The sequence below is a fragment of the Bradyrhizobium sp. 197 genome, from assembly GCF_023073375.1.
Lineage (GTDB): Bacteria > Pseudomonadota > Alphaproteobacteria > Rhizobiales > Xanthobacteraceae > Bradyrhizobium.
The window spans coordinates 48,185-60,891 of sequence record NZ_JADPJJ010000065.1 but is presented as its reverse complement, the minus strand read 5'-3'; the positions used below and the strand labels follow the sequence as shown (position 1 = coordinate 60,891).

11 protein-coding genes, 1 tRNA gene and 1 pseudogene are annotated in these 12,707 nt (G+C 64.3%); 9 read left to right on the top strand and 4 right to left on the bottom strand.

Going from position 1 to position 12,707, the window contains the following annotated elements:
* The first annotated feature begins 8 nt into the window (after window positions 1–8).
* Complete coding sequence (locus tag IVB27_RS15080) at window positions 9–224, top strand: hypothetical protein (protein ID WP_247444301.1); 216 nt, start codon at window positions 9–11, stop codon at window positions 222–224.
* On the opposite strand, the gene IVB27_RS15075 is transcribed toward IVB27_RS15080, so the two are convergent.
* Window positions 211–1,104 carry a LysR family transcriptional regulator gene (locus IVB27_RS15075; RefSeq protein WP_247444300.1) on the bottom strand — a complete coding sequence of 298 codons (894 nt, stop codon included), beginning with the start codon at window positions 1,102–1,104 and terminating at the stop codon, window positions 211–213. The two genes, IVB27_RS15080 and IVB27_RS15075, sit on opposite strands and share 14 nt — an antisense overlap.
* Before the next feature lie 97 nt (window positions 1,105–1,201).
* Here IVB27_RS15075 and IVB27_RS15070 point away from each other — a divergent pair, with 97 nt between their 5' ends.
* From IVB27_RS15070 to IVB27_RS15035, 8 genes are all read left to right on the top strand, one after another.
* Entirely contained in the window at window positions 1,202–2,179 is a 978-nt protein-coding gene (locus IVB27_RS15070) for an NAD(P)H-dependent flavin oxidoreductase (RefSeq protein WP_247444299.1), read from the top strand.
* Window positions 2,180–2,198: 19 nt separating this feature from the next.
* Entirely contained in the window at window positions 2,199–3,275 is a 1,077-nt protein-coding gene (locus tag IVB27_RS15065; protein ID WP_247444298.1) for an NAD(P)H-dependent flavin oxidoreductase, read from the top strand.
* 76 nt (window positions 3,276–3,351) lie between these two features.
* Window positions 3,352–3,639, top strand: a complete 288-nt coding sequence (gatC, locus tag IVB27_RS15060) for an Asp-tRNA(Asn)/Glu-tRNA(Gln) amidotransferase subunit GatC (RefSeq protein WP_007611211.1) — start codon at window positions 3,352–3,354, stop codon at window positions 3,637–3,639.
* Window positions 3,640–3,657: 18 nt separating this feature from the next.
* Window positions 3,658–3,870: a hypothetical protein gene (locus IVB27_RS15055; protein WP_007611210.1), complete on the top strand. Its 213-nt coding sequence runs from the start codon at window positions 3,658–3,660 to the stop codon at window positions 3,868–3,870.
* Window positions 3,867–5,342, top strand: a complete 1,476-nt coding sequence (gene gatA / locus IVB27_RS15050; protein WP_247444297.1) for an Asp-tRNA(Asn)/Glu-tRNA(Gln) amidotransferase subunit GatA — start codon at window positions 3,867–3,869, stop codon at window positions 5,340–5,342. The genes IVB27_RS15055 and gatA overlap by 4 nt, the downstream gene beginning before the upstream one ends.
* Window positions 5,333–5,635, top strand: a complete 303-nt coding sequence (locus IVB27_RS15045; protein WP_247444296.1) for a hypothetical protein — start codon at window positions 5,333–5,335, stop codon at window positions 5,633–5,635. The genes gatA and IVB27_RS15045 overlap by 10 nt, the downstream gene beginning before the upstream one ends.
* Complete coding sequence (gene gatB, locus IVB27_RS15040; RefSeq protein WP_247444295.1) at window positions 5,632–7,110, top strand: Asp-tRNA(Asn)/Glu-tRNA(Gln) amidotransferase subunit GatB; 1,479 nt, start codon at window positions 5,632–5,634, stop codon at window positions 7,108–7,110. Before IVB27_RS15045 ends, gatB begins: the two co-directional genes overlap by 4 nt.
* A 1,410-nt stretch (window positions 7,111–8,520) precedes the next feature.
* Window positions 8,521–8,787, top strand: a complete 267-nt coding sequence (locus IVB27_RS15035; protein WP_247340607.1) for a hypothetical protein — start codon at window positions 8,521–8,523, stop codon at window positions 8,785–8,787.
* A 491-nt stretch (window positions 8,788–9,278) separates the two neighbouring features.
* On the opposite strand, the pseudogene IVB27_RS15030 reads toward IVB27_RS15035, so the two are convergent.
* The 3 genes and pseudogenes from IVB27_RS15030 to IVB27_RS15020 all read right to left on the bottom strand — a co-directional run.
* Window positions 9,279–9,425: pseudogene (locus IVB27_RS15030) on the bottom strand (IS481 family transposase); the annotation flags it as partial.
* A 60-nt stretch (window positions 9,426–9,485) separates the two neighbouring features.
* A tRNA-Ser gene (locus IVB27_RS15025) sits at window positions 9,486–9,578 on the bottom strand.
* A 490-nt stretch (window positions 9,579–10,068) separates the two neighbouring features.
* Window positions 10,069–12,507, bottom strand: coding sequence for a transglycosylase SLT domain-containing protein (locus tag IVB27_RS15020; protein ID WP_247444294.1), 2,439 nt, complete (start codon window positions 12,505–12,507; stop codon window positions 10,069–10,071).
* Between the last annotated feature and the right edge of the window lie 200 nt (window positions 12,508–12,707).

Here is a 12,707-nt window from a genome sequence, read left to right as displayed (position 1 = left end):
CCGAAACAATGGATGCGCTGACACTATTTGGCCTGTTCGCCGTGACGGCGATGCTGGTCACTTACGCCCTGGAAGACCGCAGCCACTGGTTCGTGCTGCTGTTCGCGATGTCCTGCGTGCTCGGTTCGGCTTACGGCTTCCTGCAAGGGGCCTGGCCGTTCGGCCTCGTCGAGGCGATCTGGGCCGCCGTGGCGCTGCGGCGATGGCGTCTCAGGCCGCGATGACGTCGTCGTTTTTCTTCAGGCAGGCGGCGGAAAACCCGCTGAGCGCGCTGGTTTGATGCCCGGCGCGGCGCTGGATGAAGAGGGTCTCGACGCGCGCATGCAAGGCGCCGAGCGCGTGGACGGTCACGCTGCCGTTGATCGCGCTGCGTTCGACGACGGCACGCGGCAGCAGCGTCACGCCCATGTCGGCGGCGACACAGCCGATCATGCCGTCGAGCGTGCCGAGCTCGAAGCGTGCGGCTGACGGCCAGCCGAACTCGACAAAAATCTGTTCGAGCCGCTGCCGGTAGGTGCAGCCGGTGCGGAACACCAGCGCGGTCGGGCCGGACTCCGGCGTGCCGGCGCGTAGCTCGGCAAGCGTGGCCCAGCGCCGCGCGCTGACCAGCACGAGCTCTTCGCGGAACGCGCTTGTCGCGGTGAGATCGGCATGCGCAATCGGACCCGCGACGAAGGCGCCGTCGAGCGTGCCTTCGAGCACGCTCGCGACGAGGTCGGCGGTGGGCGCGGTACGCAGGCTCAGCCGGACGGCAGGAAAGCGGCGATGAAAGTCCGCGAGCAATGGCGGCAGCCGCACCGCCGCGGTGGTTTCCATCGAGCCGATCGCAAGCGGTCCCTTCGGCTCGCCGTCGTCGCGGGCGGCAAGCACAGCTTCGCGTGACAATGCGGCCATCCGCTGTGCGTAAGGCAAAAGGCGCTTGCCCGCGCTCGTCAGCGTCATGCCGCGGCTGTGCCGCTCGAATAGCGGTGTGCCGATCTCGGCTTCCAGCGCCTTCACACGCTGGGTGACGTTGGACTGCACGGTGTTGAGCTCTTCCGCGGCGCGGGTGATGCCGCCGGTGCGGGCAACCGCCGCAAAGGTCTGGATGTCGCTGAGTTCCATGATATCGTTTCGCTTTTGAGATGGTTGCGTTCATTGGAAATCATTTTTCCAGAATGTTATTCAAGCCTAGTGTCCGTGTCCAGCCAGGAGGGCGACCATGCCGATCGTGACATCGCTGACCCAGCTGCTGGGAATCACGCATCCGATCCTGTTGGCGCCGATGGATACGATCGCGGGCAGCCGGCTGACGCGGGCCGTCAGCGAAGCCGGCGGTTTCGGGATTTTGGGTGGCGGCTATGGCGACCGGGCCCGGCTCGAGGCCGAGGCAAAGAGATTGAGCGGGTTTGCGCCATTCGGCATCGGCTTCATCACCTGGAGCCTCGCAAAACAACCTGAACTTCTCGACGTTGCGCTGGATGCCAAACCGCAGGCGATCATGCTGTCGTTCGGTGATCCCGCGCCGTTTGCGGCGCGCATCAAGGCGTGCGGGGCGCGCTTGATCTGCCAGGTGCAGAGCGAGGACATGGCGAAGCAGGCGCTCGACGCCGGTGCGGACATCCTGATCGCGCAGGGCACCGAAGCCGGCGGCCATGGCGCATCGCGCACCACCGTCGATATCGTGCCTGTTATCGTCGATCTCGCGGCCGGGCGCGTGCCGGTCGTTGCCGCCGGCGGAATTGCCGATGGCCGAGGGCTCGCGGCGATGATGATGCTGGGCGCCTCCGGCGTGCTGATCGGAACGCGCTTTTACGCGAGCGTGGAGGCCGACGGTGCGGAGGAAGCGAAGCAGCGCATTCGCGACGCTGATTCCAATGACACCGTGCGCGGCGTTATCGTCGACTGGTCGCGCAGCCTGTTCTGGCCGGCTCCGTTCACCGCGCGAACGCTGGTCAACGATCATATCAGGCGCTGGACCGGCCGCGAGATCGAGCTGATGCAGCGCGCGGCCGAGGTGACCGTTGAGTATGCTGCGGCAAGGGCCGCGGGCAATTTTGAGGTCGCCGCGGTCTTTGCCGGCGAGGCTGTCGGCCTGATCCATGATATTCCGCCCGCCGCCGAGATCGTCGAACGTATCGCGACCGAGGCCGAGCAACTGCTAACCGGTCGGCGTAATTCCATGGCACCGCTTGCCTGAACCACGAGAGAGCAAAACCATGTGGCCTGACCGTCGATTGATCGACCTCTTCAAGACCGAATTTCCGATCGTGCTGGCGCCGATGGCTGGTGTGATGGATGCGGAACTGGTGATCGCCGTCGCGCAAGGCGGCGGGCTCGGCTCGCTGCCGAGCGCGATGCTGTCGCCGGATAAGGCGCGCGAGCAGGTCAATATCATCCGACAACGCGTCTCCGCGCCGGTGAACATGAACTTCTTCTGCCATACACCGGTCGAGCTCACGGCCGAGGCGGAGGCGCGCTGGAAGCATCGCCTCGCGGGCTACTACAGCGAGCATGGCCTCGATCCCGCCGCACCCATCAATGCCGCAAACCGCGCACCGTTCGACGCCGGCTTCTGCGAGGTCGTGGAGGAGTTGAAGCCGGAGATCGTCAGCTTCCATTTCGGCCTGCCCGAGGACGCGCTGCTCAAGCGGGTCAGGGCGGCAGGATGTCTCGTCATCGCCTCGGCGACCACGGTGAGGGAGGCGGTCTGGCTCGAGCAGCACGGTGCTGACGCGGTGATCGCACAAGGTGCGGAGGCTGGCGGCCATCGCGGCATGTTCCTGACCGACAAGATCTCGGAACAGCCCGGCACCTTTGCGCTGGTGCCGCAGGTGGTCGACGCGGTGAAGGTGCCAGTGATTGCGGCCGGCGGCATTGCGGATGGCCGCGGTATCGCGGCGGCGTTTGCGCTCGGCGCGGCCGGCGTGCAGATCGGGAGCGCCTATCTGCGTTGTCCGGAATCCAAGGTCAGTGCGGCGGCCCGCGCGGCGCTCGCCGAAGGACGGGACGATTCCACCGTCATCACCAATGTCATGACCGGGCGGCCGGCGCGCGGCGTCCAGAACCGTCTGATGCGCGAGGCCGGCCCGATCTCGCCGGATGCGCCGCCATTTCCCCATGCCGCAACGGCGCTCGGACCGCTGAAGGCGGCTGCCGAGAAGCAGGGCAGGGTGGATTTCACCAATCTCTGGGCCGGCCAGGCCATTGCCTTGGGCCGCGAGGTCCCGGCGGCCGAATTGACCCGGGATCTCGCCAGATCGGCACTTGCCCGGATGAAGGCGCTGGCCGGCTAGTCCCCAGCCCCGGTTGCGGCGCAAAAGCGGCCTCTGCTATACGGCACATAGGTTTTGCCGTGAGAGGCCTTATATTATGTCCGTCGACGCCGCTACCGTCCGCCGCATCGCGCATCTGGCGCGCATTGCTGTTTCCGAAGGCGAGGTTCCGCATCTGCAGGGCGAGCTGAACGCCATGCTCGCCTTTGTCGAGCAGCTCTCGGAGGTCAATGTCGAGGGCGTGGAGCCCATGACTTCGGTCACCCCGATGCAGATGAAGAAGCGGCAAGACGTGGTCAACGACGGCGAGATCGCCGACGATATCGTGGCCAATGCGCCGGCGACCGAAGGTCACTTCTTTCTTGTGCCCAAAGTGGTCGAGTAATTCTCAGGACGCTGTCCGATGTGCATGCTTTGCGACGACGAGAAGGCCTATCAGGCCTACATGAACTATCTCGACAAGATGGAGAGGCAGGGCAAGGCTGCCGACCCCAACGTCGCCGTCAATGCCGTGCTCGACGAGATCGAGGCGGCTGCGAAAGCGGCCGCCAAGAAAGACGACCCGGCCAACGACAAATCCCTGTCTCCGTTCTTCTGCAGCCCGATCAATAAATGACCGATTTGACATCGCTGACGCTCGCCGAAGCCCGCAAGGGCCTCGCGGCCAAGACTTTCACGTCACTCGAGCTGACCGATGCGCACCTGAACGCGATCGAAGCCGCGCGCGTGCTCAATGCTTTCGTCATGGAGACGCCGGATCAGGCGCGTACCATGGCGCGCGAGGCGGATGCCAGGATCGGGAAAGGCGATGCGGGGCCGCTCGCCGGCATTCCACTCGGCATCAAGGACCTGTTCGCGACCAAGGGCGTGCGCACCACGGCGTGTTCAAAAATCCTCGGCAATTTCGTGCCGACCTACGAGTCCACCATCACCTCGCAGCTCTGGCGCGACGGCGCGGTGATGCTGGGCAAGCTCAACAATGACGAGTTCGCGATGGGCTCGTCGAACGAGACCTCGTGCTTCGGCCCGGTCGGCAATCCCTGGCGGCGCGACGGAAGCAACACGACGCTGGTGCCGGGCGGCTCGTCCGGCGGTTCGGCCTCTGCGGTGGCCGCGCTGCTCTGCATGGGCGCGACCGCAACCGATACCGGCGGCTCGATCCGCCAGCCGGCGGCGTTCACCGCGACCGTCGGCATCAAGCCGACCTATGGCCGCTGCTCGCGCTGGGGCATCGTCGCCTTTGCCTCCTCGCTCGACCAGGCCGGTCCGATCGCGCGCAGCACGCGCGATGCCGCGATGCTGCTGCGCTCGATGGCCGGCCACGATCCGAAGGACACGACCTCGGTCGATATCCCCGTGCCGGACTATGAGGCCGCGATCGGCAAGTCCGTGAAGGGCATGAAGATCGGCATTCCCAGGGAATACCGTCTCGACGGCATGCCGGCCGAGATCGAAAAACTTTGGGAAGCGGGCGCGGCCTGGCTCAAGGCGGCCGGCGCCGAGCTGGTCGAGATATCGCTGCCGCATACGAAGTACGCGCTGCCGGCCTATTACATCGTGGCGCCGGCGGAGGCGTCCTCCAACCTCGCGCGCTACGACGGCGTGCGCTACGGTTTGCGCGAGCAGGGCAGGAATATCAACGAGCTCTACGAGAACACCCGTGCTGAAGGTTTTGGCGCGGAGGTGAAGCGCCGCGTCATGATCGGCACCTACGTGCTCTCGGCCGGCTATTACGACGCCTACTATTTGCGCGCCCAGAAGGTGCGTACGCTGATCAAGAAGGATTTCGAGGACTGCTTCGCCAAGGGCGTCGACGCGATCCTGACGCCGGCGACGCCGTCCGCCGCCTTCGGCATTGGCGAGAAGGGTGGGGCCGACCCCGTCGAGATGTACCTCAACGATATCTTCACGGTGACCGTGAACATGGCGGGGTTGCCCGGCATCGCGGTGCCCGCCGGCAAGGACGCGCAGGGCCTGCCGCTCGGCCTTCAGCTGATCGGCCGGCCCTTCGACGAGGAGACGCTGTTCTCGCTCGGCGAGGTGATCGAGCAGGCGGCCGGCCGCTTCACGCCGGCGAAATGGTGGTGAATATGGCGGCGTATATCGCCAGCCTCGACGGCGCCGCGCCGGCGCCGGATCTCAGCGCGCCGCTCGCCGGCCTGTGGTGGGCCGCCAAGGGCGACTGGGACCAGGCGCACAAGATCGTTCAGGACGAGGGCAGCCGCGAAGCCGCCTGGGTGCACGCCTATCTGCACCGGGTCGAGGGCGACCTCGGCAATGCCGGCTATTGGTATCGCCAGGCCGGCCAGCCGGTGGCGAAGGATTCATTGCAGGCGGAGTGGGAGCGGATCGCTGTCACGCTGCTCGGGAGCAAGACATGAGCACGGCCACGCACAAGCTTCTCAAAGGCGCCACCGGCGACTGGGAGATGGTCATCGGCCTGGAGATCCATGCCCAGGTGACGTCGAACTCAAAACTGTTCTCGGGCGCCTCGACCGCGTTCGGCGGCGAGCCGAACAGTCACGTATCGCTGGTCGACGCCGCGATGCCGGGCATGCTGCCCGTCATCAACGAGGAATGCGTCAGGCAGGCTGTCATCACCGGGCTCGGCCTCAATGCGCAGATCAATCTGCGCTCGGTGTTCGACCGCAAGAACTATTTCTATCCGGACTCGCCGCAGGGCTACCAGATCAGCCAGTACAAAACGCCGATCGTCGGCGAAGGCGAGGTCGTGGTCGAACTGGACGGCGGCAAGACCGCAACCATCGGCATCGAGCGACTGCATCTGGAGCAGGACGCCGGCAAGTCGCTGCACGACCAGTCGCCAACCCTGTCCTATGTCGACCTCAACCGTTCCGGCGTCGCGCTGATGGAGATCGTATCAAAACCGGACATCCGCGATGCCGAGCAGGCCAAGGCCTATGTGACCAAGCTGCGCTCGATCCTGCGCTATCTCGGCACCTGCGACGGCGACATGGAGAAGGGAAGCTTGCGCGCCGACGTCAACGTCTCCGTGCGCAAGCCGGGCGCGCCGCTCGGCACCCGCTGCGAGATCAAGAACATGAACTCGATCACCTTCATCGGCCAGGCGATCGAGTACGAGGCGCGGCGCCAGATCGAAATCCTCGAGGACGGCGGCGCGATTGACCAGGAGACCCGGCTCTACGACCCCAACAAGGGCGAGACACGGTCGATGCGGTCCAAGGAAGAGGCGCACGACTATCGCTACTTCCCCGATCCCGACTTGCTGCCGCTGGAGTTCAGCCAAGAATTCGTCGACAGGCTGAAGGCGAAGCTGCCTGAACTTCCGGACCAGAAGAAGCTGCGCTTCGTCGCGGATCTCGGCCTGTCGGCCTACGACGCCAGCGTGCTGGTCGCCGAGCGCGAGAGCGCGGTGTTCTACGAGACCGTGCTGGAGAAGCTCGCCAACCGCGCGCGTGACGGCAAGGTCGCCGCGAACTGGGTCATCAACGAGCTGTTCGGCCGTCTCAACAAGGAAGGCCGGGATATTACGGGCACTCCGGTTGGCGCCGAGCAGTTGGCTGCGATCATCGACCTGATCGGCGAGGGCACCATCTCCGGCAAGATCGCCAAGGATCTGTTCGAGATCGTCTGGCAGGAGGGCGGCGATCCCCGCGCGCTGGTCGAAAGCCGCGGCATGAAGCAGGTGACCGATCTTTCCGCAATCGAAAAGGTGGTCGACGACATCATCGCGGCCAATCCCGACAAAGCCGCGCAGGTCAAGGACAAGCCGCAGTCGCTCGGCTGGTTCGTCGGCCAGGTGATGAAGGCGTCCGGCGGCAAAGCCAACCCGCAGAGCGTCAACGACCTGCTCAAGTCCAAGCTCGGCATCTGACTTCGCGCGTTCGAACGAGGTGACGGACACGCGTCATCACCTCGCTTTCGGTTCGCGATGCGATGCTCGCGCGCATCCTCGGCGGCAAACTTCATCCTGATCGACCGCGATACGCCGACCGAATCGCCGCACGCGATTCGCGCAAAACGGCGGCTTGCACACGCTCTGACGAGCGCTCGCGGCGTTAATCATGAAAATATTTTCGTTGCCAAAAGTCGCGACTCAGAGTCCGCGAAGCGCCTTCGCGAGGCCGTCGCGGGATTGGAGATGCGCGTCGTCGCGACGATCGCGCGCGATGTGTGCGTGCAGAAAAATACTTGCTGCATAGTGTTTCCTGCAATTGCATCTCTCACGGAAGCTGATGCGGCGGGCACTCTCCGCGATCGCAAGCACACGTCACGCAGTGCGCTTGCATCGCGCTCGCCAAGCGCACGCGTCTTTGCTCGTCAACACTTCTTTAAGCGAGACGCTGTTTTTTTCGTTGTGTTGGTGTATTCGGGATGAGTGTGCACTCGATCCCCGACTGCATGCAGCGATTAAGCCATCTCACACATCGGAGGGCAACATGGCCAAGAAAGCTAAGAAGGCGAAGAAGGCGAAGAAGGCGAAGTCCGCAGTGAAGAAGACTGCGAAGAAGACCCGCAAGGTCGCGAAGAAGAAGTAACTTCGCTTTTTGAAGTTGCCGGCTCCTAGAGAGCCGGCACGTCATCAGCGCCTCTCAAAAGGTTCTGGTCGACGATAGAGGGTGTCGGCGAGACATCAGGTCAACGGTCGGATCGTTCTCTTCGCGGGTTCGCTCGCTAAGCCCGGTCCGGCAGAAGAAACAAGTTTTCTTCGTTCGGTGCGGTTCTCCGTAAGGAGCTCCGCAATTTCACAGGCGGCCTTCGGGCCAACGTGAAATCTGGTCCTGACGTGTTCGCCGACGCCCTCGTTCTCTTGAGGCCGGGGTATTGCCGGCATTCCCATATCCCGACATTGCTGATCTGACCGCGACGTGGCTGCTCTGCCTTGGCCGCTCTGCCTTGGGGCAGGCGAGGGCTGCGGCGCAAGCATGGGACAATTGCTGTCTCTGGAATGCTGGTGACGCCAACGGGCGGGGACGCCACAGGACCCGCGTCACCGTGCGCGATGGTTATCGTTCTCCCAAGATCCCAAGGTAAACCGAATCTGACGAATTGCAGAAGTGCCTGCAAAACAGGGGCTTATTGCATTTATCGCGCGCGCCCCGGGCGGGCGCGTTTACGTCTGCTTCATCGCGATACTTAAACTGCCATTCAAATTTGCCCGCCATCATTACCTCCAACAAGCCGGCAAACGGCATGGGCAAAAAGACGCTGGGATGAGTTGAACAGTTGATCGGACGGGAGCCGCGCTCGGGGGACGAGACGGCAAAAAAAGAGGGGATGCGTTATGTTTCAGGGTACTTTCGATCTGGAGACCGCGACACCTATCGACGCAGGCGCGCTGTCGGACGTGCTGTTCGAGCGCGGGATTTATTGGGCGAGCGGACGCTCCGGTCTCGTCGATCTCGTCGCCGCGCATAAATGGTTCAATCTCGCCGCCCTGAAGGGCCGCAAGGACGCCGTGACGCTGCGCCAGGAAATCGCCGGGCAGATGTCGGATGCCGAGATCTCGGCCGCGCAGCGCGATGCGAGGGCGTGGGTCTCCGCCCACTGAGCCCGGCATCACATCCGGGGCGGTGTTTTCATAGCTGAGCCTGATTACGCTGAGTCAAATGCGTTCGTCGTGCCGCCATCTGAACCGGCGCGGCGTGAGCGACCCCGACGGGAATGACCCGGCGTGGGTCCGAGACTTACTCAATGGCTGCCGATTTAGATCGCGGCCGACGACGGCGACCTGGAACTCGGACGGACGCGGTGCCGATTGGCCCTCGCATGGGCCGATCTGGCGATCCATCCGCCGGATGCGGACACACCTATATCAGGAGAGCGCGAATCGAGCTCGTGGCGCTGATCCTTGCGCCAGGCTTGCGCACCGTCTCAACGATCGCTTTCAGATGATGGAACGCACGGATATTTCTGTGAGCGGCCCGAGACATAGGTGGCATTTCGTACCGGACACATGGGTTACACTTTTCGCTTTTTTGCAAGCGGGAGGTGTGGATGCCGTGGAAAGCGAGTTCGGTCATGGAAGAACGCCTGCGCTTTGTCGCCCGCCTGTTGGACGCGGAGGCCATGACGGACGTCTGCGCCCCCGTGCGGTTTCTCGGCCTTGAGGCGGACAATCAGGCTCTCGAGCTGTTCCGGCAACTGGTTGACATAGCGCACCGGCCGCCTCGAGCGATCGCCCAAGGCCGCCACCCATGTCTTAGGGACGACCTGTTACCGATGTCTCCGGGCTGGACACACGCTGGGTGGCGGAGAGGGAGGGATTCGAACCCTCGATACAGCTTGAGACCGTATGACGCTTTAGCAAAGCGTTGCCTTCAGCCACTCGGCCACCTCTCCGGTGCGAGCCTTATGCATCTAATTACTTGGGCCGGTCAATTTGGAAGCGCGTGTTTTCGCTCGAATATTCCCAGCGATTTTCGAAACGAAGCGGTTTGCTCCCGGAGCGAGAACATAACGCCGCGACAACGGACACAGCGCTGGACCTTTTGCGGATGTAGCAAGGAGGGTTTCGGTCTCGTTGAACCCGGCTAAATAGTTGAATTTGCTTACAAATTAGGGGGGCGGCTTGATCGAGAGAAGCCTGTCAATGATTCGAATCCGTCCCGCAGATGCCGTTAAGCCGTTGATTGTATTATTTCTTCCTGCCGTCGCATGTTCGCGCCCGTCTCTCGTAAATCGGCTGACAGGGGTTCGATCTTAGTCAGGCTGCAGGAAGTTCCTTCGCCATTAGTTCGACAACCCGTTCGCCAAACCGAGGAGGCGCCCTGCCGCACCGGGCCGTCGTCCTCAATGGGCTTTCCCGGCAGCGAGTCGAAGAGGGTGGCCTCTATTCCACGCTGCCGGCGCCGCGGCGCAAATCGGCCTCGATCTGCAAGCGCGTGCCGCCGCCGAAGCGAGCGCGGTAGACCTGAAGGTTCTCCATGATCCGCTGCACGTAGTTGCGCGTCTCGGAGAACGGGATCAGCTCGACCCAGTCGACCGCGTCGACCTTCGGGTCGCGCGGATCGCCGTAGCGATTGATCCACTTCTTCACACTGCCGCGGCCGGCATTGTAGGCGGCAAAGGTCATGATGTACGAGCCGCGATAATCCTCGAGCAGGCCGCCGAGCTCGGCCGAGCCGAGTGTGGCGTTGTAGACCGAATCGTTCTTCAGCCGCCCCAGATCGTAGGTCCCGCCGTGCCGTTTGCAGACATAGCGCGCGGCGTCCGGCGTCACCTGCATCAGCCCATAGGCCTGCGCCGGCGAGACGACTGAGGGGTTGAAGGCGCTCTCCTGCCGCGCGATGGCGTAGACAATGCTACGCTCGACCTCGGGGCCGATCGGCGTGAACTGCGGAATGCCATTGACGGGATAGGCATAGAAATCGAACGGCAGCCCGCGATTGAGCGCGGCCTTGCCGAGCAGCAGCATGCCGCGCGCGTCGCTGTAGCGCTGGGCGAGCTCGCCGAGGCCGGCAAGCGCTTCGGGATCGCCATTCTCGCCCATATCGGCGAGAACAGGCACCGCCATCTCGCGCTCGTCGAGCTCGTAGAGCAGTTGCGCGGCGCGCACGATCTCCAGCCGTTCGGCGCCGCGGCCGCGTGGCTGGCTGTTGAGCTCGATCTGCGGCAGGCCGAGCTTGGCGCGTGCGAGCTGGCCGTAATAGCTGGTAGATTGCTCGGCTGCCCGCGCGTAGGCGTTGCGCGCCTCCTGCTGGCGGCCTGCCGCTTCGGCGGCGCGGCCCTGCCAATAGCCGGCGCGCGCCAGCGTGGTCGGATTGACGCTGCCGATCCCGATGCGGGCAAAATGCTGGGTGGCTGCCGCGGGATCGTTGAGGAAACGCAGCGCGATCCAGCCGGCGGTGAATTCCTGCTCGGTCTTGTAGATGTCGCGCGAGGGCAGGGCCGCATCGCGCGCGATCAGATAGGCGGTACGGAATTCCTCGGTGTCGATCATCTTGCGCGCCAGCAGGCGCCGCTCGATCCACCATTCGTCGAGATTGTAGAGCCGGCCCGGATCCTTCGGTGCCGACAGCATGAGCTGGGCGGCTTCTGCAAATTTCTCCTCGCGGCGCAGCAGCTGGATCTTGCTGAAGATGAAGCCGGGATCGCCATGCAGCTCGCGCGGCACGGCCTCGAGCAGCGCGCGTGCGTTCGGCGCTTTCCTGAGGGAGGCGATGCGGGCCTTGGCGAGGGCGACATAGCCGGCACCGAGGCGCTTTGCAGCACGCAGCGCGGCCTCGTTCTCGCTGCCGTAGAGCAGCGTGTCCATCCGCGCCTTCTGATCGCCGGGCGTCAGCAGCGCGCCGAACTGGTCGAGCGCGTTGTTCTCGGTGTCTTCCGACATCGCATCGCTGCGCCAGGCCTCGCGCACCAGACGTTCGGCGTTGGCGCGGTCGCCGCGCGCCAGCATCGCCTTGGCTAGCGTGAAGCGGCCCTTGGCGGACACGGGGGATTCATTCTCGAACCACGACCACGCGACTGAATCGTCGCGCCTGTCGTCCCACATCGCGGCCTCCAGACGCCGGCGCAGGAAGGTCTGCGACGGCCAGCTCGGATTGGCGGACAGGAAGGCGCGGTAGCGCTCCACGGTGGCGCCATTATCCTCGCCGCGCAGGATGATCCATTCCGCGAGTTTTCGCGCCACGGGATCCGACATCGTGGCCGCGGCATTGGTGGCGTCGCCCGACTTGCGCTTGCGCACGAGCTCGATAACGGTCTCCAGCGTGTCCTTGTCGGCTTGCGACGTCGAGGAGGTCGCAGCAACCGCGGCCGGCGTGACCGGCTTGCGCGGCGCGGCATGCTGGCGGGTCGCCGGCGCCAGGACCGGAGGCGCGACGGGCTTGGCGGGGGCCGGGGCGGTCGGTCTGACGGTGGCCGTCACGGACGGCGCGGGGGCGGGTTTGGGGGGCGAACCGTTGGCGGTCGGCGTTGATTTTGGCGCGGCGGCCGCCGCAGGCCTGGGCTTGTCCTTCGCGGGTTGCTTGCCGGCGTTCTTGCCAGCATCCTTGCCAGCATTCGTGGTAGGCTTCTTCGCAGCATCCTTGGCGGGGGCGCTGGTCGCACCCTTGCTCGCACCCTTGGCGGCGTCCTTCGAAGTTTCCTTGCCGGTTCCCTTGGACGACCCCTTTGCAGTGGTCTTGGCGGCTGGTTTCGCGGTGTCCTTGGCCCCTTCCGCGGTCGTCTCATTGGACTTGGCCCAGGCGGCGCAGCCGACCGACAGCCCTGCCATCAGGCACACGGCCAGACCGGTCAATCGCCATGTGGCACGCGGAAAGGAGGTCATGGCGTTTCGTCGCCCCGAATCAGTCAATTGGCTCAGACCAGTTGTACAAGATTTGGCTGTATTTGATTGAATATGCGGACAAAATACCAACAGCCGCTTACCTTCGCCGGGTTTGCACCACCACAGCGGCAAAATCGCGGCCTAAACGGTGCGTCACACGGAAGCGGGTCTTTTACCGGCGGGATAGACCCGATATGAAT

Coding starts and splice junctions, on each gene's coding strand:
- IVB27_RS15035 (WP_247340607.1), top strand. CDS start 8,521: ATGTTTCAGGGTACTTTCGATCTGGAGACCGCGACACCTATCGACGCA.
- IVB27_RS15075 (WP_247444300.1), bottom strand. CDS start 1,104: ATGGAACTCAGCGACATCCAGACCTTTGCGGCGGTTGCCCGCACCGGC.
- IVB27_RS15020 (WP_247444294.1), bottom strand. CDS start 12,507: ATGACCTCCTTTCCGCGTGCCACATGGCGATTGACCGGTCTGGCCGTG.
- IVB27_RS15055 (WP_007611210.1), top strand. CDS start 3,658: ATGTGCATGCTTTGCGACGACGAGAAGGCCTATCAGGCCTACATGAAC.
- IVB27_RS15065 (WP_247444298.1), top strand. CDS start 2,199: ATGTGGCCTGACCGTCGATTGATCGACCTCTTCAAGACCGAATTTCCG.
- gatB (WP_247444295.1), top strand. CDS start 5,632: ATGAGCACGGCCACGCACAAGCTTCTCAAAGGCGCCACCGGCGACTGG.
- IVB27_RS15045 (WP_247444296.1), top strand. CDS start 5,333: ATGGTGGTGAATATGGCGGCGTATATCGCCAGCCTCGACGGCGCCGCG.
- gatC (WP_007611211.1), top strand. CDS start 3,352: ATGTCCGTCGACGCCGCTACCGTCCGCCGCATCGCGCATCTGGCGCGC.
- IVB27_RS15080 (WP_247444301.1), top strand. CDS start 9: ATGGATGCGCTGACACTATTTGGCCTGTTCGCCGTGACGGCGATGCTG.
- IVB27_RS15070 (WP_247444299.1), top strand. CDS start 1,202: ATGCCGATCGTGACATCGCTGACCCAGCTGCTGGGAATCACGCATCCG.
- gatA (WP_247444297.1), top strand. CDS start 3,867: ATGACCGATTTGACATCGCTGACGCTCGCCGAAGCCCGCAAGGGCCTC.